Consider the following 21,557-nt stretch of genomic DNA (forward strand, 5'->3'; position numbering starts at 1 on the left):
TCTGATATGCGACGAATCGCTTTTCTCTTTATTTTACTGCTCTTATCAATGCATGCCGACGCCCGTTCACACTTTAAAAGCCGCATCGAATCCATTCCTGAATCGACTCAAGTTTTGATGAAACAATACACATGGAAACCGGGCTGTCCTGTTCCTATTAACCAACTGGTTTTAATCAAACTTTCTTACTGGGGATTTGATAAGAAAACACACCAGGGAATGATGATTGTTCATCAGGATATTGCCCCGGAAGTGGTGGAAATTTTTCGCCGTCTGTACCAAAAAAAATACCCTGTTCAGCAAATGAAATTAATGGAAGAATATAAGGGCAATGACGAATTGTCCATGCAGGCGAATAATACATCCGCTTTTAACTGCCGCCAAGTGACCAATCAGCCGGGCATCTATTCACAACACAGTTATGGACGCGCTATTGATATTAATCCTCTCATTAATCCCTATGTTAAAGGTGCTTTAATTTTACCGGAGCAAGCAAAGAATTTTGCAAGCCGAAAGCAATCCTATCCAGGAAAAATTGCAGAAAATACCCCGTTTTATCAACTTTTCAAATCCTATCACTGGGATTGGGGCGGGAGTTGGTTTGATTTGCAGGACTATCAGCATTTTGAAAAAAGAGCCAATGGGGAAAGAAGAAATCCCTACGGCTATTCCTGATTTAATTAGACCACTATTCGCGCCAAAGGTTGTTTACCTGCCAAATCTGTGCTTAGTTTTAATGAGGGATATTTAAAATAACCGCAAAGGGAGCTTGTGATTATGGCAAATGGAATCACTAAACGAGCTAAAGCAGCAAGAAAGAAATCAGGTAACTCCTGGGAACCTATGCAACATACTCGCAGTATTGTACAACGCTGGCATAAGCAATTACTGTCCGCCGATTTTTCAATTGAGGATATCAAAAGACTGGAAAATGAAATTCTTCAGGACAGCCGATTTCATCCAATTGATCTAAGCTCCAATGAAAAAATAACTTACAGTGATAGCGCTTATACACAAAAAGAAGCCATGATTGATTTTGTTCTGGCTGTATGTCCTTATCTGTCATTACATGGCTTGCATCAACTGACGTCTTTAGCCTTAACCAAAGAAATCAATACTATTGATAATACCTTCTTGCGCAATAATGAACTGGCTCGTTATTTACTGGTTTACGAAGCAGGAATTTATGCCAGCCAACCCAGTGAATTAGAAGCGATGTTATTGTCTCAGTTTAAAGAAATTGCCGGTTATTTTAGCGAAGAAGGCTGGTTCAATGTCATTAATCACAGTATCTTGCAGACTCTGAGTAATTTAAAAAGAGATTATGCCGGCTTTGAACCCCTGCATCTGTCAGAAGGAGTTTCTCCGGAGATGATTCAACGCTTAAAGCACGCAGAATCTGAAATAGAAATATTCAAACCTGAGCTGGATCAGCCAGAGCTTCCTGAATGGTTTCATCCCCAAGGGGAACGAAAATGCCATCGTAAACTGCGCTTTTTTGGTTTTCGAGACAAAGAAGCCTCGCAAACCTTTAGCCACCCTTCACAAAGTGCATCCAGGATGGATTGAACACTGATGTGCCTTTGCCTTTTGGGGTAGCAACTTGCGAGACTTATTTTAGTGGCGGTGAAAAATAACATCTTACAGCGGGTATTTTACTTCCCTGAATTTCGTGATATTTTGCAGCATCGAAGTTCACAGAGGCTATTTCATGCCGCAGCTTCATTTGTTCTCTCAGGAGAAAAAAACAATTGTACTGGCTGCCTTGGGTGGAGCGCTTGAGTTTTATGACTTCATTATTTACGTCATCTTTGCTCCCTTAATCAGTGAAATATTTTTTCCACAAAGTGATCGCCTGGCCTCATTGATGAGCGTCTATGCGATTTTTGCGATTGGCTATTTTATTCGTCCGCTGGGCGGAATAATTTTCAGTCATTTTGGCGACAAATACGGGCGAAAAAAAACCTTCCTCGTTTCTATTGCCCTAATGGCAATTCCTACCTTTCTAATAGGTCTTTTGCCTACCTACGAGCAATTGGGTCTGGGCGCGAGCCTGCTGCTGATTATTCTTCGGGTTTTGCAGGGGCTGTCCATCGGCGGTGAAATACCTGGTGCACTGACCTTTACCTGCGAGCATGTTGCCAGGGGAAAGCGAAGTTTTGCCTGCGGTGTAATCTTCTCTTTCCTTAACATCGGTATTCTATTAGGCAATAGCCTAAGCCTGCTGCTCAATCAGCTATTAACAGCAGAACAATTAGCCAGTTACGGCTGGCGTATCCCCTTCCTTTTAGGCGGGGCCTTAGGCCTTATCAGCTTTATTATCCGCCGTCAGCTCAGCGAAAGTCCCCTTTTCCTGGCCTTGCACTCACAACATAAAAAAACCCGCCTTCCATTTTTTGAAGCCCTTGCTAATCACTGGCGGCAGATTTTGCAGGGAGTAGGACTTACAGTGTTAGCCTGTGCCGTTATTAATTTATTATTCCTCTATCTGCCGGGATATCTCTCCGGCGTTTTGACTTATCCCAAACAACAGGCCCATCTCTTTACTACAATTACACTGGTCATCTATACATTCCTCATGCTCTTTTTCTGCTGGATGGGCGATCGTCTTGGCCGGCGTCGACTTCTTTGTCTTGGCGCCCTCGGATTTAGTATTTTCAGCTATCTTATTTTCGTGATATTAAGTTTTGAAACAACAGCAAGCTTAAGTGCGGCGCTGCTGCTGATTGCCTTATTAAGCAGCATGATAATGGTTTATCCCAGTCTTTTGGTGGACTTATTCCCCACATCCATCCGTTTTACCGGGATTGCAATAGCCTACAATATCACTTTCGCTATTTTTGGAGGATTAACTCCATTAATTGCAACGCTTTTAATTAAATATACTCAAAATAAGCTCGCACCAGGATATTATTTAATCCTTTGTGCCTTACTCTGCCTCTTCTCACTCACGACAATCAGGACGTTGTGTTTTAACAAAAATGGCCCTGGTAAAATCCACAACGAATTATCCGCTTCTTTCGGAGAATAATATGAAACGATTGAGTAAACTGCTTATTCCGGCTTTCTTTCTAAGCTTAATTTTCTCGGGTAATGCCCAAGCCTGGTATGGTGTTTATGGCGGCGGAGGGTATAGAGATCACCATCATCACGGCTATGAGCGCGGTTATGGCTGGGGTGGTTTTTACGGTGGCGGCTGGGGTCCGGGACCAAATGTCATCATTAATATTCCAGCAGAGCCACGCTATTATGTGCCCTGCGAAACCGTGCGCATTTGCGATCAGGCCACCGAACAATGCTGGCTTGAACGACACTGCGGGTAAGCAGGCTGTTCTAAAATCCTCTCTCCCTCAGGGACACTGCCATTAAGTAAGGGCTTCTGTCATTCCCGCGAAGGCGGGAATCTATTCCTCAGTCGGCATTGTGGCTAGCTCAGAGATGGATCCCCGCCTTTCGCGGGGATGACAGTTTAATATATAATTGAGCTTAACTTAATGGCAGTGTCTGTGAGCATTATTTTTATCAGGCTGCTTGAGTGCGAGGGCATACACTTTGTATTGATGTTTCAGAATTACAATCTTTTTCCTCTCGTGTTTCAGCACCAGGCTTCATCAGCGGCATGTTTTTAAGTGCTTTAAGGAAACAAACAGAGTTTTTTCTGGTGGTTTCCAACTGGATAAATCCTGCTTTTTTATATAGGGATTGAGCTTGTTTAAGCTTGGGTTCCGTACCGGCATAGATTGAGCTATATCCTTTCTCTATTGCCGCCGCCAGGATCTTCTCCAATATTCTTAAACCAAAGCCCTGCCCGCGAAGCTCCGGCAAAAAATACAGTTTTTCCAGAGCGCAGGTTCGATTGATTAAATCCTCAGAAAAGAATCGGTTGGCATTGGAATACTTTAAAGAAGCCGCATTGGGCCGAAAACCGCCCCCACCCAAAATGCATTGGGTTTCAGTATCCTCAATCACAAAATAAACGCCTCCCTCTTTTTGGATGAAACCATAAAGATCGCTGATTCTATCTGGTAAGTTATCAATGTCATAACCGCCAGACCGGCTATCTCGATATCCGTATTCGGTTAAAACATCAACGATAATTTTAGCCATACTCGCATTGTCCTCAGGCTTCATTTTCCTGATTATTTTCATACCATTCTCCTTAACAGTACTAAACATCACTTCATGAAATCATTCTTCAATCTATGAATAAACTTTTTTTACGAGTTTTGTCTACAATAAAAGGATTGGCCACCAGTAATCTTCTGGAGCAAATATGCCCTGGACAACGTTGTTTAAGAAAATAGACGCAATCATCTTTGATTTTGACGGGGTTATTTTTGATAGCGAGTTCCTGCATTACCAAGCCTGTTGCCATGCACTAAAGCCCTTGGGAACTCCATTGAGCTATGAAGAATATGTTGAGCATTATCTGGGCTTTGTGGATAAGGAAATGTTCCCTCGACTGATCCACAATAAAAACCATAAATTATCGGCACAAGAGATTGATGACCTGATTGATAAAAAGGTCGCCGCATACACCCAGCTTATCCAGACCCACAATGAATTACCTCTGATTGCAGATTTCGAGGCGTTTCTTTTTAATGTGATTTCCAGGGTAAATCAGTTAGCCATTTGCAGCGGCTCTTCAAGAGCTGAAATATCAGCCGTGCTTTCCAAAGTCAACGAGGGCAGACTGTTGCAATATTTTCACACCATTGTCACAGCAGATGATGTCAAAACGGGAAAACCCTCTCCTGAAGGGTATTTATTGACTGCCAGCAAGCTGAATATTTCTCCAGAGCGCTGCCTGGTCTTTGAAGATACACCCCATGGGATCGATGCCGCCAAAAATGCCGGAATGCATGTTATTGGCCTGTTAACTACCTATAAGAATCATCATATTGCCAATGCGGATCAAATTGCCACAGGCTTCAGGCAATTGCTGGACGAAGCCCACCCGCTATGATTGAGGGCATTTAGTTGCTTCTCATTCTATCTTTGCTTAGAATAATCCCTCCTGCATTTCTCTTTAGATCGCCTGCTAAGAGATGGCCACTCGCAAAGACGATTCCCTAGCGATGCTATGGGCTGCCTTGTCGTTTTTCAGTTAGCTTATCGCCCCATTGGAGATTTCATAATGTTGGTTAAAGGACTATTTTTTATCCTGCTGCAATGCATAATCACACCGTTATTTGCACACACTGCCGATGTTCGGCTGCCCAATCCCGAGTTATCATTAATCCAAAAGGCAGAACGTCTTGGTCCATTCAATCAGAAGAATAAACTTAGTTTTACTCTCTGGCTTAAATTACGTAATCAAACACAGCTGGATCAGATAGTTAAGACTATATACGACCCGCAAAGCCCAGCCTTTCAGCAGTTCCTGAATGCGGATGAAGTGAAACGTGATTATCTACCCGATGAGAATATGATCAGGGCAGTTACAAGCTATTTTAAGCAAAGAGGCATGCAGGTTGAGCCGCTCTACTCCAACCTGAAAATTACCGGAACCGCAGGGCAAATCGAGCAGATTTTTCATATCAGGCTGAATAATTATCGTTACAAAAACAAGATTGTCTACGGCAATGACCAGGCCCCACTGATTCCTCAGGAAATCGCCGCTCATGTGGCAGGAGTCAGTGGACTGAGCAACATCCCTTATGCAAGCCCAAAACGGAGGTTCAAACCCAAAGATGTTAATATCGACACCACACATTGGCAGCCAGAGGAAATAAAACTGCTTTGGGATTCGTTTACCCCGGCCGCTCTGCCAACCACCACCTCTTTACAAGGCGTGTCCGGCAGTCATCTGAGAACGGTCTATCAGCTTAATCAAATTCCCCCGGTTAATGGGGTAGCCATTGATGGAGCTAATCAAACTATTGTGATCATCGATGGTTGCGGAAACTCAACCCCAAACCAGATACTGAACCATGTTAATCATTACAATACAGAAAATAGCCTGCCCCAGCTTAATGCCAGTAACTTTGCGGTAGTCAAGCCTGACGGCTCTCCCTACACCGGCCCCTGTGCAAATCCCAATGGATGGGATGGTGAAATTATCCTGGATATCGACGCCTCACATACCATTGCTCCCGCCGCCAATATTGTATTGGTGATGACCGATGATGTGAACAACGCAGAAGTAGCGCATGCGCTGACCACCATCACCAGCAACCAATTTTCCATTGGCGGTTTTTCCAATGCCTATGTGGTATCCAACAGCTGGGATAATGATGTGGAACATCCATTTGAAATGCTGGAAGCCATTTTACAGCTTTCTGCAGCCCAGGGTTTAAGCGTTAACTTTGCGGCCGGCGACTGCGGTGATCAAACCTATGCCAGCAGTTGGCCATGCACTATTATGGGTGCTGAACCGAGCGTGCAATATCCGGTCAGCTCAGCTTTTGTAACTGCTGTAAGCGGTACCAGTCTGTTTGTTGACCAATCCTGGAATTATGCCTTTGAAACAGGCTGGGGAACCCGGGTCAATGGCTCCTTCTACTCAGGCAGTATGGGTGGAGTCAGCCGCTATCGCAGTGCGCCAGCCTGGCAAAGTGTTATCAGTAATTTTATTGTCGGCGGCTATCCCCAGGGTACGAATAACAAACGAGCTCTGCCCGATATTGCTATGCTGGGCGACCTTTACACCGGCTTATTAACCTATTCAGACGGCTGCAATCCTTGTTGGGATGGTGGCGCCAGCCTGGCAACTCCTTTATTTTCAGGTACACTCACGCTGGTCAATCAGGCGAGAGCGGCTCTGATGGGTAATCCACACCCCCTAGGCCTCGCCGCCCCCTATTTCTATGTTTATAACGCCAGTTTACTGCAGAACAAGGCGATCAACCTGATTACCCCGCCCCATCTTGTCATCAGTGGAGCAACGCCCATCAACGGAGGCCCTGTTTCTGCCTTCAAGTTACACGACCCTTATTTTAATCAGGAGATTGGATTTAATTGGGATTCATCACTCACGATTGTAGAAAATCAGTTCTGGAATGATGTGGTCGGTGTGGGCTCCCCAAACATCCCTAATTTTGTGCAAATGATGGCTAGAATGTGAGAAGCAAAGTGAACAAATTAAATCAACTATTCAAAGTCTTAAGCCTGTTAACTTTATCTCTCGTAAGCAATCTGGCACTAGCCGGCTCGCCAGTATTCACCATGATTCCGCAAACACCAGTGGTTTTGCAATTAGTAAGCGGTGAGACAGCCATTGTTAAATATCTGGTGACTAACCAGTCGCTCAAACCGCACACTATTACAATGAAACCTATCGCCGGTGTCATTCAACTAACTGATGCCGGCAGTTGTTCGAATCCTTTTACCCTGACCGCCAGACAATCCTGTATTCTAAGTTTGCAGATTATTGCCAGTCAGATCCCCGGCAAAATCAATGAAGGGCCGATTATTTGTCAGATAGCGCCTGACGGGAATCCCAGTCCACTGCTTTGTAATCAACCCAGTTCTGCTAACAGCCTGAATATCAGCGTACAGGCAGCAAATCAATACTCAGTGAACATCAGCGCCGGCTCTGGCGGCAGTGTCTCTCCCAGCGGCACTCAAGCGGTTTACAGCGGCGCAAGTCTGCCATTGTATGCCAATCCAGCCCCGGGATTTTCTGTTTATCAGTGGCTTGTCGATGGCTCGGTAGTTCAAATGGGCGGCAGCAATTTTACACTGACTAATATCATCGCTAATCATCAGGTTTCAGTCAGTTTTACCAGCAATCCTGTTTTTTTTAGCGGCGCTCAAAACGGCAATATCTATTATTCATTTACTGGCGGCTTAAGCTGGAGTGCAACGGCACAAATGCCAGGCGCCGGCAGTCCGGTCAATAGTTTATGGATCAACCCGCTGGTGATGTATTCAGGGAATGCCAATGGCTTTATTTATTACTCCTTAAATAATGGGAATAGCTGGCAGCAAACCGCCTCTCCCGATGGCAGCGCCATTAACGCGGTGTTTGTACTAAATAATCAGCTGTATGCAGGAACCGCCAGTGGTTTTATTTACTATTCCGTCAATAATGGCAGCAACTGGAATCTTCTCTCTTCTCCGGATGGAAGCGCGGTAAACGCTCTGTTTTTAACTACCAGTGCCTTTTATGCTGGAACCAGTAATGGGAATGTCTATTATTCCTCCAATAACGGCATCAGCTGGACTGCAATCAATGGTTTGGTAGATGGCAGCCCGGTTAAGGGCGTTTATGTTGCGAATAACAGTCTGTTTACGAACACAGCAAACGAATATGTGTATTCCAGTAATGCACTTACAGGAGGAGGTAACTGGGGAAGTATTGCTCAGACAGTGTTTAGTCTTTTTGTTAATTCATCGGGTCTTTTATTCGCCGGAACTCAGGGAGGCTATGTCTATTCAGTCAGTGAAGGCCTGGATTTAGGTTTTATTACTTACAGCCCGATGAACGCAGTAGCGGTTTTAAATTGAAGAATAAATTGCTTAAGCATTAAGCAAACCTGTCGTCTTTGCGAACGAAGTAAAGCAACCCAGATCGAATTTTGAATAAGTAAGGAGCTTGATTGCTTCGCTAACGCTCGCAAAGACGATTGATGTATCTTAGCAAGCTAATAGCTCCTCTGTTGCGGAATGATACATTCGGAATCGAGCTTGGGAGCCCATGAGGGATCACTTGTACAATCCTTTTTGTAAAAGACCTGCTGGTAAACTCGCATATTAACGAACTTCCCTTCTTCATTCTGATCGGAATAGACCCAGAGCGTCGTCCTGGAAGGATCCAGAGCAAATGAACCGTCGGCGGGAAGTTTATTAGGGAAGTTCTTAAGCAATGGCGTAAAGTCTTTATAAGATATCTTCGACTCGGGTGAACTGAGCCAGGTAACCAGCTTGGCATAATCTTCGGCGGTGGGATTTAAACCTTGCTTATCCCAGGCAATTATTACCGAAAATTGTGCCTGGTTACCGCTATAATCAAAAAGCTTTTTCTTGGCATCCGCATTCCATTGAAAGCTGCTCCAGTATTGGGTTTCTCCATTGTCTGTAGTAATCGGAATTCCCAGGCTTTCGCTAACTTTCAGGATGGTCTGGTAGGGGTTTGAGCTGGGATTGGGGTTGGGATTACGCGGTGAAACATCCCCGCCCTTGTCGCTGATACTTATTATTTTCCCGACAGGACAGACACAGGCAGGACTTTTGTCCTTGCCGATGCTGTGCGTATCACCCCATATGTAGTCATTGAATAACCTGATATATAACTCTGCATGCTTCGTTCCTTCAGCAGTTAATGCATGAGGACCGGATGCGGTATCCTCCGCATGGCGTACCACAAAAACGACAGGCATACAGCCATTGGCATTTCTGAAAGCCCCTGAGGAGCTACAGGCTGATTCGGCAGCTGAGACATCAAAAGCCATCCATCCTAGAAATAAAGCAATAATGAGTCTCATCTTAAGCTCACAATCTGTTTATCTTCTTAACAGTTTAGCAGATGGCTGGCTGTTCGGAGCTGATTCATTTGTCCTTAATTGATGACATAACCAGTTCTTCCAATGCCCTGGTTATGTGGTATTTAAGGGATTTAATCTTTGAATTTTAAAGCATTTACAATCTGTTGTACGTGAGTATCAATCTCGCCATCATCTGAACTAAGGGAAAATACAGAAGCCTCCTTATACAAACGGTCATGCAGATGATGTCTTTTTTCTAAAAAATTCGCATAATTTTCGACTGGCAAAAGAGGACGATTATATGAGATTCTTTCTAATTGAATATTTAAACTGACTTGTAAATAGATAGTGAATTCAGAGGCCAATAATTTTCTGTTTTTTTCACTGAAGATAATACTTTCATCAGTAGTAACCACGATATTGTTTTTAGTCATTTGATAAGCCAATATCTCCGACAGGCAATTTTGAAATGCCTCAGCACCCTGCTCACTGATTATTTCCTCCATGTTTCGGCCAATAGAAGATTCCAGTGCAAAATCTGTACTTATAAATTTCCAGCCAAGCTCTTTGGCTAGTGCTTGCGCCAAAACACCCTTTCCGGCACCAGAATGGCCAATAATGAAAATGCGTTTACGCTCTGCCATGATAATTGCCCTCCTAATTGATACTAAAGAAAAGCATTGTAGATCACTCTGAAAAATGCAAGAAAAAATCAACACTACAGTGCCCGAATATATAAAACAGCGGCTTCAAATGAACTGATTCATTTTCACTAAAAGATCTGATTTATAGCCTACACTTTTCTTGAGCATGCCCATTTTATAGACAAGGAGAGTTACAATGAAAACTAAATTAATAGGTCTGGTATTCCTGAGCGGCTGTTTTATTGCCAGCCCAATTGCCTTTGCTTCACAAACTTTGAGTACGCAAGGTCAAAGCAGCAACGGCTGCCAGCCTTCCTGTGCCGGCATTCCGAAAGGACAATGTTCCTGTGTAACCACAAATCATATTAAGTGCTGCGGTAAGAAAACTGATGGCCTCACTTCCAAACCAGCATCTAACGACTAACATTCAGGAGATGGGCAAAATGCCCATAGCCGTCAGGCTAAGAATATCTGATCCCCTCTCCACCGCGCGCAGCGGGGGAGAGGGTTAGGGTGAGGGGGCTATAAACTAGGTCGCGTAGCGATTCATTAATCATATTTCTGTGGTTATGGTTTATTGCCACAACAAAATAGAATCACTAACGTGATAAATTATTTAACCCCCCCCTCACCCTACCCTCTCCCCCACGCTGCGCGCGGAGGAGAGGGGATACCATTACTTCTTAGCCTAAGCGCTATGGGCAAAATGCCCATCTCCCCCTTAGGGATGGTTGTTATATCCATGGCATTTTATGGGCAAAAAAAGTATACTGCGTAAAATTTTTAACAAGTGTATGGCAAATGCTTAAATCCACTATCAAATTTAAATATGAGTCAAATCCAGATTATTATGTGAGATTCAGGTGCTTAATCGATATCCCTCATCATGATTTTATTAATCAAGTGAATATTTGCATTACAGAATATGAAAATACAAAATATGAAAAAAAGACAGTGTGTAACCTCAGCTTGAGAATCCCGCAGTCTTGGTCAGACAGCCCTGAAACACTCAAGAAAACTAAAGAAGAGGAGGTCTCATCCTGGTTTAATAATGAAGAGAATTTTCTCTCTATTGACGATGAATCAAAGCTGATTTTTGCTTACATAACAGAACAGGAATGTGAACAAAAGCTGCAGATTATTCTTGATAAGCTTCCATTCGCTCCTGATGAAGTGCAGAAAATTAAAGGCTTTATTCAGAATAAAATGTATCGAACTACTGACGAGGCTTTGACTGATATTGAGAAGTTAATTAAAGAGGAACAGTATGAAGAGGCACTTAAAAAGACATTAACATGTATTGATTGGGGATATGGATGTGATTTATTACTGGTTGCCGGCGATCAGTTTTTTGAAAAACGCCGTTTTTTGGAAGCGATAGAGTGTTTTTCCAAGGTGCCCTTTGAAAGTACGCAGATAAAAGCAAAAATAGAAGAGGCAAAAAACACAATCAATGAGGCCCTTCATCAGCAAGCCTCTCTGCAAACACAAATAAAATCCCTTGCAGCCGAACTGAAGAGATATAAGAAACAACCTATAGAGATAGTTGGCTTCTTTCCAAGTGAAGAATCAAGCTCACCGAGAATGCCAAAATAGTTAGTTCAGTGAACCCATTAATCGTTTCCAGGCAGATAAAGCTCGCTGGTGGATATTGTTAATGGGTTAAAATATCTTAGATAATTAAATGTATTGCTTATGTTCTGATAACACTGGTCCCAGAACAGAATGCTGCAGGCACTGTCCAGTAAGCTAGAGGCCTGCTCCATCGAATCCCCATTCTTAACAAAACTTAGAAATTGATAATTAACAGGGAGTTCAGGTCTTTTAATCTCACTCAAAGTACCTTCAATTTTCGGAAAAGTGATCCAGCCCGCAAGCGTTTGCGGCTTTCCAATCGTTAATTCCTGCTCAGGAAATAACTGGACGTGATAATGCAACTCCTCCAGATGCTTGCCCATGATCATTTTGTACATGTCAGGAACCATTGCGCCTGGCGTTCTTGCAGCTGCTTCCAGGAATATTAATTCTCCAGTTTGACTATGCTTGAATACTTCTATATGAAATGCCGATGAAAAACGCCCAAGCGCGTTTAAAACCCTTTCAGTGAAATCTTTTAAACGGGAAAGCAGGCTATCATCGTTTACTGGAATGCTCCCCATAGGTGAGCCTTTGGAAAAGCGTGCCAGTGGCCAGGCATATTGACCCGCCATAAAAAACTCGCTGCGATTTTCACGAACAATTACATCACAATGGAACAGTTCGCCTTCAATGAATTCATCAATTTCAAAATCCCAGGGCTTTTCCGCTATCTTTTCAAATACTGCTCGCAATCTGTCCTTATCGGTAACATGAAATGTATCGATGCTGCTGACTAAATCAATCGGCTTGATAAACATTGGAAAGCCGATAGACTGGACCACTTCATTGATGTAAAGTTCCGCGTCAGTCTGGTAGGCTTTTTTCTCAAAGGGGGTAAACCGGGGAATTCTCAACTGCCCCTGAAGTTTATTCTTTGACACCAGCTTATTTACATAAGGCAATACCTGTACAAGAGAGTTTCCAGGGATACCATACTGCTCTCTTAATTGCGCACAGACCAATTGGGTACTGTCTTCGTTGGATAAGAGCCGTAAATTTTCTGCGCCATAACGTTTAATAAGGCTCAATACGATGTACTCTGCTTCCTGATAATGGATTTGATGGAAATTCCTGTTATGCACAGGATGAATTTCATCAAAAAGCGCTTTATTCTCAGCGGAAAGATGACTTAAACAATATTGGCTTCCAATCAGGATAAATGGGGTATCGGGCCTGTTTTTAAGCGCTGTCAAATCGGCTTTGACAGGAACCACATTGTATAGAAAAACATTAACGGTCATTTTCCCTCGAGGCGTAGAGTATCCTGAATAATCATAATATCAAATTAAATACACAATGTACAATATTTTTTCAGCAAATGCATTTTTCTCATCGCTCGACCCACCGATATCATCGATCACAACTCACTATTGTTGTTCAACTAACACCCAAATCAATCTATACTAGACGTATGTTAATCTGATGAACGCAACGGATGAATCCGACTCAGAAGTTAGAAATTCTCGAATTGCTCTTTAATAGCATGCCTTTTAATTACATTTTCTGGAAAAACAAAGAAGGCGTTTATATGGGGGCAAATACCAATCAAATCGCCCTGTTTGATCATAATGGACAAGGTTTCATAGGTAAAACAATTTATGAAATAATAACAGATTATGAAGCTGCCAGAAAAATCGATGAGATTGATAGGAAAGTAATGCAGGATGGAACCTCACTAACGCTTGAGGACCTGGTCACAACCGCGCAAGGCGAACAGCGGGTTTTTCTGACGCAAAAGCAACCTATTCGTAATCGCAGTGGAGAAATTGTCGGCCTTCTGGGTTTCTCAGTCGATATAACCGAGCGCAAAAAAATGGAAGATGACCTGAGGCGCTCCAAAGAGATGGCCGAAGAAGCCAATAAAGCCAAAACCGAGTTCCTTGAGAACATGCGCCATGACATTCGAACGCCCCTGACTGGAATTGTTGGATTTGCTGATTTACTCAAGATGGACTCCAATACCCCTCATATTCATGAATATGCCGATAACTTAATCGCCTCCAGTCATGCGCTGCTTGAGCTGATGGATGAAGTACTGGAAGCGATTCGCGTAAGCTCGGGAGAAATTCCAAAACTGAAGAAAAAATTCGACCTGCGCCATTCTTTAGAACACGTGATAAAACTGAACCGGGCCCGCGCCGCGCAAAAAAGTTTATCGCTCTCTTTGGATTTTGATAAGTCGATACCGCGTTATGTGATTGGCGATAAGGTGCGAATTCATCGGATTGTCCTTGAGTTAGTAGCAAATGCTTTAAACTTTACGGACACGGGATTTGTGAAGTTAACGGCGCTGCTTGCCAAACGTCAGGGGCAACAGCTGGTAATAAAATTGGCCATTGAAGACTCAGGGATTGGCATCCCCAAAGATAAACAGCAGGAAATCTATGTTCAATTCAAACGCCTTACCCCTTCCTATCAAGGCATTTATAAGGGCGCAGGTTTAGGACTATCGGTAGTCAAACAATTCGTGGACGAATTAAATGGTGAAATTTATGTTACCAGTGAACCGCGGATAGGCTCCTGCTTTACCTGTATTATTCCGCTGCAAGAGCCGCTGCTTGATGACGATTTGGGAATTGAAGAGTATTCATCAACAGCGGAAGATGAGCTCTACGAGACAACCTATGCCCAGCAAATTAAACCACCCGGGCCTTTTGTTCAATCTCTCGAACATCGGGTGCTTGTGGTCGAGGATAATATTATCGCCCAGCATGCGGCTAAATCGCTTCTTACCAAGCTTCAATGCACTGTAGATATCGCCGAAAATGGAATAAAAGCGTTGGAACTCTGGAAAACGCAGCACTATGATTTAATCTTAATGGACATCGGCTTACCTGATATTGACGGTTACGAAGTAACGCATGCCATTCGTGTCCATGAATTAACTAAAAAAACACATACGCCAATTATTGCTCTGACAGCTCATGCGGGTGATGAAAATAAAAAACGCTGTATTGATGCAGGGATGAACGCAGTACTCACCAAACCTTTAACCGCTAAAAATTGCTCTGATATTGTCATTGCCTTTATTCCAGGACGTCATGCACCTGAGAATGGCGCTGAAAATAGCTATCGTTCCGACCTGCCTCAAATTGAATCGCATCTGTTCAAACTGAATGCGTTCCCACTGCTAGATATTGAAGAAGGTCTAAAAACCAATGGAACGGAGAGTCAGCTCGCCGACATGCTTAGCTTCATGGTGAAAGACTCCCTGCCTCAGGACTTTCTTTTAATGAAGGAAGCCCATAATCAGGGAAATTGGGAGAAAACGCAGCAACTGGCTCATAAGATAAAAGGCGGCGCAGTCTACGTGGGAGCTCTTCGTATCAAAATGGCCTGTCAATATCTGGAACGCTACTGGAAGTCAGGCCAAAGAAAATTACTGGAGCCTCTTTATCAGCAGGCCGCAGCGGTCATTACGGAGAGTATTCGAGCGATTAATGATTGGCTGGAAGAAAGATTATAAGCTATTTGTTTATTTATGCTTGTCTACCAGACGAATGCCATTCGACTCGATAATAATTTCGCCACGTTTATAAAGCTGGCCAATGGCGCTTTTAAAGCTTTTTTTACTCTCGTTAAATGCTCTCATTATTTCGAGAGAAGTACTCTTGTCGTGCAGGGGTAAAAAGCCTCCATTTTTTCGTAAATCATTCAGAATTCGCTGAGAAAGATCAAGAATATTTTCCTGCCCCATTTTCCTCAGAACCACATCGATTTTCCCATCATCGCGCACTGTTTTGATATAGCCACGGGTTCTTTTACCATACTGCAAAGGCTGAAAAATATCTGAAGAATGAATAAGCCCCCAATGACGATTATTAATAATCACTTTTCGACCAAGAGGACTGGTATCCGCAATTAATAAATCCACTTCTTCACCACGCGTGAACTGACCAGGATTTTTTTCTAAAAAGCGATCCAGTTTGGAGCTTGCAATTATTCGTCCCTGATTATCCAGTTTCGCATAGACGAGATAGGATTTATTTTTTTCCATCGGACGCTGTTGTTCAGGAACCGGAACAAGCAAATCCTTATCCAGCCCCCAATCAAGAAATGCGCCGACGCGATTCACATCAATCACTTTCAAAAGCGCACAACTACCCACCAGAATAGCAGGCCTGGAGGTAGTGGCAATCATTCGATCGTCGGAGTCAAAATAGATAAACACCTCGACCAGATCACCCAAAGCGGTGTCTTTAGGCACATATTTTCTGGGCAATAAGACCTCTCCCCAATCATAGGCATCCAGATAAACACCAAAAGCAACCTCTTTAATAACCCTTAACTTATTATACTGTCCGACTTTAATCATAATCTGCTCTATTTTGTACTATTGCCGAGCTTACCATAAAAAGTGTTTTCCCGCTTGCGAGTTAAAAAGCGCAGCTAAACCAGAAAACATGATGCTATGTTATTTTAGGATTTGCGAAATAGTTATATTTTTTATATAGTAAATCCAGCTATATTCAGCGTCACGAAATAAAAGGATTTAGAAATAATGATGTATAGAAAAAAATATTTATCTTTGCTTTTAGCAAGTATATACGCCTCAGGAACTGCCTTTGCGGGAACCATGGGTGAAGCAGGATGTACATCAGTACTTTGTGCTGTTGATGCACCTGGTGGTTTCTATATTGGTGGAACAGCTTTTTATGTAAAACCCAGTGAAACTGGAATTGGCATGGTCACTGATAGCTGGGTTATTTAATAGCCCAGGCGGTTTTACAGCCAGAAGCAAACCCTTTAACCCTCCGCATCGTTGGGCAGGAAACGTCAAGCTGGGATACGATTTCCCTATGTCTGCCAATAATGTCGAAGCCAACTATCTGTTTTTAGAAAATAAAACACATGCAATCAATGATTTCTCAAATGGATCCATTGGATTTGGCAGTATTTTATTTCCTGATGCAACCATTCCCCCATCCTTCGATTTTGTAAGCGACGCTTATTTAAAATACGAAGTTGATCAGGTTGATCTGAAAGTTGGAAGAAAATATACCGATGTAAATCATAATTTCTCAATACGGCCTTCAGTAGGTGTCCGCTATGCTGAGCTGAAACACTCTCTTACCTTTGCTGCTCCTGGTAATATGATTAGCAAATATGACGGTGCAGGCCCAATGGTCAGTATCGAGGGAAATTATATGCTGGCTTATGGAGTTGGACTGGTAGGCTATTTTGATTATGGTTTGTTAGCTGGGCAAAGCAAAACAAACTCCTATGTAAGTCTGGCAGGTACAAACTTCGGGTTTAGCTGGCCAAAACAGGACAGAGTCGTTAGCAGTATAACAGCAAAAGTGGGTGCTAATTATTCTTATGCATTCTCAAATGCTGCCAATTTAACTCTGGAAGCGGGTTATCAGGTTAATGAATTCCTCAATGCATTGGATACAATCAGAGGAACACTCGCTTTTGATGGTATTCAGCGCATTAATGGGCTTGAAACCAACGACTTCGGCTTTCGTGGACCCTATATTAGTTTGACAGTACACGCTTAATTCTTCATTAAACAAAGCATCAGGTTTTCCACTCCTGATGCTTTGCTCAACATAGATCAACCTACTGATTTAGTATCATTTATCTGACGTAATTCATTCTTACTTATGGCAAAAAGCCAGGCATTGACTTAATGGCATTTACTTAAGTCTCCGTCCCTCACTTGTCCGAGGGATCTCCTCATTTTTTCATTTAAAAATACGTACCTTATCAGGTCAAACTGACTTTAAATAGTGTCGTTTCCGCGTAGGCGGAAATCCATCTTGCAAACAAAGTTAGGAATTACCTTGAGAAATAGATTCCCGCCTTCGCGGGAAAGACACGATAATAGAGCTATTTGAGCTAATGTTAAGTCATCCGCTGACTATATAAAAAAGGAGGGGAGCCCTCGGTTTGTCCGAGGGACGTAGGTAAATATCTTAACTAAAAGATTCCAAAAACAAAATCTGATCACCATTCAATCGCTTTGTATTAAATTATCCATGAATATCTCATTTTAAGCTAAACTAAGCATAAATATGTCAATGCTTAATTGAAATGGTTCACTCGCAATGGAAGAAAAAAGAGAAATTAAGGAAAATAATGGAATGCCATTCTGGCTGCAGTATGCGGATTTATATCTCAATCCTGAGTTTTTTAAACGGGGGCTATTAGTCGTTACACCGCACACGGAGGATGAATTCGTTTCCCGGGAAGCGCAGAGTTTCGTAATCAACAATCGTGAATTTTGTTTTCACCAGGAACAAAACGATAAAAGCTTACCCAGCCCGAACGCCCGTGCTGTTAAAAAAACCCAGGCCTTATTGGCAGCACTAACCCATACCTCAGGCTCGCAGAACCTTTTGCCACTGCCTGAGAAACCCGCTGTGCTGTTTAATAAACAACGACGGGATGAAATATTTTTACCCCTTCTTTTTAAAAATCAGCAAGAAACCTTTGGCACCTATGTTTATCCCTGGTTAGGTAAGTCATCCTCTCCTTTTCAGCAATTTAATGGGTTTAGTCAATTTGTTACAGCCGGATGTATGTTTGGAGCCAGCCTTCGGGCTGTGCCCGATAAAGGAGAAGAAATTGAGCTGATCAATCATCAGATTCGCCTGGAGCCTGGTGCTACGATTACCGCGGTTCGCCATGATAACCCTCTGGATAACGCCCAGGATAAGACCAGTAATCCCTTTGAGCTAATATTGTTAAATGAGTTCGAGAAGAACTGTCTGTTAATGAAATCACTCGCCAAGCCCAATGCAGATATTACAATACATTATCATTTGCCTGTTTATGATTATCTTTTATTTGGAATCAAACTCTCCTTGCATCACCAAATTACCGATCAAGCCTTTGGCGAATTCATTAAACTGATTTTGGAACGAAAAACTTTTTACCAGAAACAGCTGAGCCAAGTCGCCTCTCGGCAAGGAATCAAAGTTATTTTTCAATCTCCGTTTGACAACCTTTTGCAGGAATTAAACTCAGAGAATCCATCGGCCTCACTATCCAGCCAATTAAGTCTAAGTCGTTTTTTTGCCACTCAAAACCCGTATGAAAGAGAAAAATCATTCGTTAAACTATGCCTGAATCGCTTAGCTGAAAATGAAATAAATCCTTTACATAAACAAGTCTGGCAAGATGCTTTAAAAGCCCAGGAAACACTGCCAGAGACATTAGAAGATCTCTTCAAATTAGCCAATGCAGTGTTTATTGCGGCATCTGCCAGGAATCAAAAACCCTATGAAACCTGTTCTTTGCTTCCATTATCCGAAAAACAAATCCAGTTACATTATGAAACCTTGCATACTCAATTCGAGAAACACTTTCAGAAAGACCAGAATCCCTATTCTCCTGCTGTTAATATAACCGGTATGGAACCGGTGATAACCTACTCGCCAAACACCAAAGGTTTACTGTTTTATTTCGCCTGCTGCCTGCAAACCTTATCTGGTTTAATCTCTAATCAGAAACTCGCCCATCATGCCTCTCGCAATCTCGGCTTTTTCGCACAATCCGCATCCAACAGCCCCAAAGAAAAAACCACCGACGAGTTATCTGGCCCCCTGGACTTGCAATCACTGCTCCCCGAAGCAAAACCAGTTTTGAAACACTAAAATTGAGATAAGAGATTGATAAAAGGACCTGCTGATGAAAAATTCAAGTATTAGCCCTGAAACGCAACTAGGTGAGATAGAGCAACTCTTAAGCATTGACCATCGCCAGAATCATAGCGTTGAAGAAGTTCTTGAAAAAGTCATCCGTTATTATGAAACCATTATCGGCTGCATGCCAGGCAACGTGTATTGGCTTGATAAAGAGGGACGCGCAGTGGGCTGTAACAAGAATGTTTTAAACATGTTCGGCTTAAACTCTATTGATGAATTCAAAGGCTTGAGTTTCGATGAAATGCGCACCATCGGACGATGGAGTGATGATGCAGCTCAATCTTTTAAAAAGGACACACTTGAAGTCATTGCCACAGGCCTTCCCAAATTAAACATTGAGGAACCACCCATTCCCCATAGCGATGGACGTATTATTCATTTTCTAACCCATCGGGTTCCGCTTTTTGATGACAAAAAAGAAATCATTGGCGTGGTTGGGATTTCAATTGATATCACTGAGCGAAAACAATTGGAGCAGGCACTTAAGGAAGCCAAAGAACGTGCGGAAGCCGCCAATCAATCTAAAAATGAGTTTATGGAAAATATGCGGCATGACATTCGCACCCCATTGACTGGCATTGTAGGCTTTGCGGACCTGTTGAAGATGGAGCCTGATTCTAATAATGTTCAGGAGTATGCGGAGAATTTGGTCGCTTCCAGCCACGCTCTATTAGAGCTGCTCGATGAAGTCCTTGAAGCCATTCGCGTGAGTTCAGGCGAAATTCCCAAACTTAAGAAAAAGTTCAATCTTTTTGAGGTCCTGGAGCATGTGATTAGATTAAATCGTGCCAAAGCTGCACAGAAAAAATTGTCTCTTTCCATGCATTTTGATTCATCCCTGCCAAAATATGTGATTGGTGATAAGGTGCGGCTTCACCGAGTCGCCCTGGAGCTATTGGCTAATGCCTTGAATTTCACAGATAAGGGTTTTGTCAAACTGTCAGTCTGCCTTGCCAAATGCGACGAACAGAAACTGGTCATTAAACTCACCGTCGAAGATTCCGGGATAGGTATTCCCAAGGATAAGCAGGAAGAAATTTATGTGCAATTCAAGCGGCTTACCCCATCCTATCAGGGGATCTATAAGGGAGCTGGCCTTGGTTTGGCCGTGGTGAAGCAATTCATTGATGAACTCAATGGCGAAATTTATGTAGAAAGTGAACCTCTGAAAGGCACCTGTTTCACCTGCTTCATCCCTCTGCAAAAGCCCCTTCTGGAGGATGAATTTGGGGTGGATAGTACATTGGGCGCAACGATTGTTAGTGCCAATGAAACGACTTATGCTCAGCAAATAAAACCTGCCGTTACTACTAACCATCGTTTTCGCGTTCTGGTTGTGGAAGACAATGCCATTGCACAGACGGCTGCCCGCTCCATTTTATCAAAATTAAACTGCGAGGCAGAAATTGCAGAGTCAGGAAGAGCGGCGATCGATCTCTGGAAGAATGACCATTATGATGTGATTTTAATGGACATTGGCTTACCAGATCTGGATGGTTATGAAGTAACTCATCAAATCCGTGTCCAGGAATTAGCAAAAAAAACACATGTCCCGATCATTGCACTAACCGCCCATGTGGGTGATGAAAGCAAAAAACGCTGTATTGAGGCCGGCATGAATGCGGTACTTAGCAAACCTCTGACGATAAAAAACTGTGAGGATATGCTGGACACATTCATTCCTGGCCGCAGGTCAAAAGCAGAGGATTTAGCAGAAAAGAAAAATAATATATCAACGCTTAACCCACAAGAACATTGGTTTCAGCTTTCCGACTTCCCTCTGTTAGATATTGAGGAAGGATTAAAGACCTTAAACGATGTTGACAGTCTCTCTGAAATGCTTAAGTTCATGCTGTCTGAATCCCTGCCAGTCGATACCGAGCAATTGATACTTGCTCATCAGCAAGGAAACTGGGATAAAACTCAGCAGCTGATACACAAGATAAAAGGCGGTGCTGTGTATGTCGGCACAACCCAACTAAAAATGGCCTGTCAATACTTTGACCAATATTGGAAATCAGGAGAGCGTGAGTTATTAGAGCCGCTGTATCAGCATGTACTCACTATTATTGAAAACAGCAAGGATGCCATTTCTGATTGGCTAAACAAGAATTATTTACCAAACACCTGACCCTGCAACTAGAAAACCAGCGCATTGCAATCCATTTACGATGGAATACTTCCATGATACTTTT

Annotated in this window: 19 protein-coding genes; 14 read left to right on the forward strand and 5 right to left on the reverse strand. The window is 42.8% G+C overall.

What is annotated here, in order from left to right; translation table 11 throughout:
* Positions 1 to 6 precede the first annotated feature (6 nt).
* The 4 genes from B1207_RS11410 to B1207_RS11425 all read left to right on the forward strand — a co-directional run bounded on the left by B1207_RS11410 (position 7) and on the right by B1207_RS11425 (position 3,323).
* The gene (locus B1207_RS11410) at positions 7 to 675 is read left to right on the forward strand and encodes a M15 family metallopeptidase (RefSeq protein ID WP_112220089.1); all 669 of its coding nucleotides are present in this window, start codon (positions 7 to 9) and stop codon (positions 673 to 675) included.
* Between the two features lie 102 nt (positions 676 to 777).
* A complete protein-coding gene (locus B1207_RS11415; protein WP_112220090.1) occupies positions 778 to 1,569 on the forward strand; it encodes a hypothetical protein in 792 nt (263 codons plus the stop codon).
* A 142-nt stretch (positions 1,570 to 1,711) separates the two neighbouring features.
* Complete coding sequence (locus B1207_RS11420) at positions 1,712 to 3,031, forward strand: MFS transporter (RefSeq protein WP_112220091.1); 1,320 nt, start codon at positions 1,712 to 1,714, stop codon at positions 3,029 to 3,031.
* 1 nt (position 3,032) lies between these two features.
* Entirely contained in the window at positions 3,033 to 3,323 is a 291-nt protein-coding gene (locus tag B1207_RS11425) for a hypothetical protein (protein ID WP_112220092.1), read from the forward strand.
* 199 nt (positions 3,324 to 3,522) lie between these two features.
* Here the strand turns inward: B1207_RS11425 and B1207_RS11430 are convergent, their stop codons facing one another.
* Positions 3,523 to 4,149: a GNAT family N-acetyltransferase gene (locus B1207_RS11430; protein ID WP_172458286.1), complete on the reverse strand. Its 627-nt coding sequence runs from the start codon at positions 4,147 to 4,149 to the stop codon at positions 3,523 to 3,525.
* 124 nt (positions 4,150 to 4,273) lie between these two features.
* Here B1207_RS11430 and B1207_RS11435 point away from each other — a divergent pair, with 124 nt between their 5' ends.
* From B1207_RS11435 to B1207_RS11445, 3 genes are all read left to right on the forward strand, one after another.
* Positions 4,274 to 4,966 (forward strand): HAD family hydrolase, encoded by a 693-nt coding sequence (locus B1207_RS11435; RefSeq protein WP_112220094.1) that lies wholly within the window; start codon positions 4,274 to 4,276, stop codon positions 4,964 to 4,966.
* A 171-nt stretch (positions 4,967 to 5,137) separates the two neighbouring features.
* Positions 5,138 to 7,066, forward strand: coding sequence for a S53 family peptidase (locus B1207_RS11440; RefSeq protein ID WP_172458287.1), 1,929 nt, complete (start codon positions 5,138 to 5,140; stop codon positions 7,064 to 7,066).
* 8 nt (positions 7,067 to 7,074) lie between these two features.
* Complete coding sequence (locus tag B1207_RS11445) at positions 7,075 to 8,451, forward strand: WD40/YVTN/BNR-like repeat-containing protein (protein WP_146740065.1); 1,377 nt, start codon at positions 7,075 to 7,077, stop codon at positions 8,449 to 8,451.
* 137 nt (positions 8,452 to 8,588) lie between these two features.
* Here the strand turns inward: B1207_RS11445 and B1207_RS11450 are convergent, their stop codons facing one another.
* A complete protein-coding gene (locus B1207_RS11450) occupies positions 8,589 to 9,428 on the reverse strand; it encodes a hypothetical protein (RefSeq protein WP_112220097.1) in 840 nt (279 codons plus the stop codon).
* Positions 9,429 to 9,559: 131 nt separating this feature from the next.
* Positions 9,560 to 10,072, reverse strand: a complete 513-nt coding sequence (locus B1207_RS11455) for a shikimate kinase (RefSeq protein WP_112220098.1) — start codon at positions 10,070 to 10,072, stop codon at positions 9,560 to 9,562.
* A gap of 196 nt (positions 10,073 to 10,268) precedes the next feature.
* Between B1207_RS11455 and B1207_RS11460 the strand changes: the two genes are divergently transcribed.
* Together B1207_RS11460 and B1207_RS11465 are read left to right on the forward strand one after the other, a co-directional pair.
* Complete coding sequence (locus B1207_RS11460; RefSeq protein ID WP_112220099.1) at positions 10,269 to 10,496, forward strand: hypothetical protein; 228 nt, start codon at positions 10,269 to 10,271, stop codon at positions 10,494 to 10,496.
* Between the two features lie 377 nt (positions 10,497 to 10,873).
* Positions 10,874 to 11,668, forward strand: coding sequence for a hypothetical protein (locus B1207_RS11465; RefSeq protein ID WP_112220100.1), 795 nt, complete (start codon positions 10,874 to 10,876; stop codon positions 11,666 to 11,668).
* Between the two features lie 17 nt (positions 11,669 to 11,685).
* Here the strand turns inward: B1207_RS11465 and B1207_RS11470 are convergent, their stop codons facing one another.
* On the reverse strand, positions 11,686 to 12,951 hold the full coding sequence (locus B1207_RS11470) for an ATP-grasp domain-containing protein (RefSeq protein WP_112220101.1): 1,266 nt from the start codon (positions 12,949 to 12,951) through the stop codon (positions 11,686 to 11,688).
* Between the two features lie 194 nt (positions 12,952 to 13,145).
* On the opposite strand from B1207_RS11470, the gene B1207_RS11475 reads away from it, so the two are divergent.
* Positions 13,146 to 15,176, forward strand: coding sequence for a response regulator (locus B1207_RS11475; RefSeq protein ID WP_112220102.1), 2,031 nt, complete (start codon positions 13,146 to 13,148; stop codon positions 15,174 to 15,176).
* 9 nt (positions 15,177 to 15,185) lie between these two features.
* Here B1207_RS11475 and B1207_RS11480 read toward each other — a convergent pair whose 3' ends face one another.
* Positions 15,186 to 16,025 (reverse strand): CvfB family protein, encoded by an 840-nt coding sequence (locus B1207_RS11480; RefSeq protein ID WP_112220103.1) that lies wholly within the window; start codon positions 16,023 to 16,025, stop codon positions 15,186 to 15,188.
* 186 nt (positions 16,026 to 16,211) lie between these two features.
* Here B1207_RS11480 and B1207_RS16100 point away from each other — a divergent pair, with 186 nt between their 5' ends.
* The 4 genes from B1207_RS16100 to B1207_RS11495 all read left to right on the forward strand — a co-directional run bounded on the left by B1207_RS16100 (position 16,212) and on the right by B1207_RS11495 (position 21,493).
* A complete protein-coding gene (locus B1207_RS16100) occupies positions 16,212 to 16,421 on the forward strand; it encodes a hypothetical protein (protein ID WP_253255848.1) in 210 nt (69 codons plus the stop codon).
* Positions 16,378 to 17,211: an Lpg1974 family pore-forming outer membrane protein gene (locus B1207_RS11485; RefSeq protein WP_253255849.1), complete on the forward strand. Its 834-nt coding sequence runs from the start codon at positions 16,378 to 16,380 to the stop codon at positions 17,209 to 17,211. Before B1207_RS16100 ends, B1207_RS11485 begins: the two co-directional genes overlap by 44 nt.
* 549 nt (positions 17,212 to 17,760) lie before the next feature.
* Complete coding sequence (locus B1207_RS11490; RefSeq protein ID WP_112220104.1) at positions 17,761 to 19,311, forward strand: hypothetical protein; 1,551 nt, start codon at positions 17,761 to 17,763, stop codon at positions 19,309 to 19,311.
* Between the two features lie 34 nt (positions 19,312 to 19,345).
* Positions 19,346 to 21,493: a response regulator gene (locus B1207_RS11495; RefSeq protein WP_112220105.1), complete on the forward strand. Its 2,148-nt coding sequence runs from the start codon at positions 19,346 to 19,348 to the stop codon at positions 21,491 to 21,493.
* The last annotated feature ends 64 nt before the right edge of the window (positions 21,494 to 21,557 follow it).

The organism is Legionella quinlivanii (assembly GCF_003265995.1).
In the GTDB taxonomy this organism is placed as follows: Bacteria; Pseudomonadota; Gammaproteobacteria; order Legionellales; family Legionellaceae; genus Legionella_C; species Legionella_C quinlivanii_A.

Excerpts from the sequence above, each read along its gene's own strand:
- B1207_RS11480 (WP_112220103.1), bottom strand. The coding sequence starts at position 16,025 with ATGATTAAAGTCGGACAGTATAATAAGTTAAGGGTTATTAAAGAGGTT.
- B1207_RS11420 (WP_112220091.1), top strand. The coding sequence starts at position 1,712 with ATGCCGCAGCTTCATTTGTTCTCTCAGGAGAAAAAAACAATTGTACTG.
- B1207_RS11410 (WP_112220089.1), top strand. The coding sequence starts at position 7 with ATGCGACGAATCGCTTTTCTCTTTATTTTACTGCTCTTATCAATGCAT.
- B1207_RS11470 (WP_112220101.1), bottom strand. The coding sequence starts at position 12,951 with ATGACCGTTAATGTTTTTCTATACAATGTGGTTCCTGTCAAAGCCGAT.
- B1207_RS11425 (WP_112220092.1), top strand. The coding sequence starts at position 3,033 with ATGAAACGATTGAGTAAACTGCTTATTCCGGCTTTCTTTCTAAGCTTA.
- B1207_RS11495 (WP_112220105.1), top strand. The coding sequence starts at position 19,346 with ATGAAAAATTCAAGTATTAGCCCTGAAACGCAACTAGGTGAGATAGAG.
- B1207_RS11415 (WP_112220090.1), top strand. The coding sequence starts at position 778 with ATGGCAAATGGAATCACTAAACGAGCTAAAGCAGCAAGAAAGAAATCA.
- B1207_RS11440 (WP_172458287.1), top strand. The coding sequence starts at position 5,138 with ATGTTGGTTAAAGGACTATTTTTTATCCTGCTGCAATGCATAATCACA.
- B1207_RS11430 (WP_172458286.1), bottom strand. The coding sequence starts at position 4,149 with ATGAAAATAATCAGGAAAATGAAGCCTGAGGACAATGCGAGTATGGCT.
- B1207_RS11475 (WP_112220102.1), top strand. The coding sequence starts at position 13,146 with ATGAATCCGACTCAGAAGTTAGAAATTCTCGAATTGCTCTTTAATAGC.
- B1207_RS11450 (WP_112220097.1), bottom strand. The coding sequence starts at position 9,428 with ATGAGACTCATTATTGCTTTATTTCTAGGATGGATGGCTTTTGATGTC.
- B1207_RS16100 (WP_253255848.1), top strand. The coding sequence starts at position 16,212 with ATGATGTATAGAAAAAAATATTTATCTTTGCTTTTAGCAAGTATATAC.
- B1207_RS11460 (WP_112220099.1), top strand. The coding sequence starts at position 10,269 with ATGAAAACTAAATTAATAGGTCTGGTATTCCTGAGCGGCTGTTTTATT.
- B1207_RS11455 (WP_112220098.1), bottom strand. The coding sequence starts at position 10,072 with ATGGCAGAGCGTAAACGCATTTTCATTATTGGCCATTCTGGTGCCGGA.
- B1207_RS11465 (WP_112220100.1), top strand. The coding sequence starts at position 10,874 with ATGCTTAAATCCACTATCAAATTTAAATATGAGTCAAATCCAGATTAT.
- B1207_RS11435 (WP_112220094.1), top strand. The coding sequence starts at position 4,274 with ATGCCCTGGACAACGTTGTTTAAGAAAATAGACGCAATCATCTTTGAT.
- B1207_RS11490 (WP_112220104.1), top strand. The coding sequence starts at position 17,761 with ATGGAAGAAAAAAGAGAAATTAAGGAAAATAATGGAATGCCATTCTGG.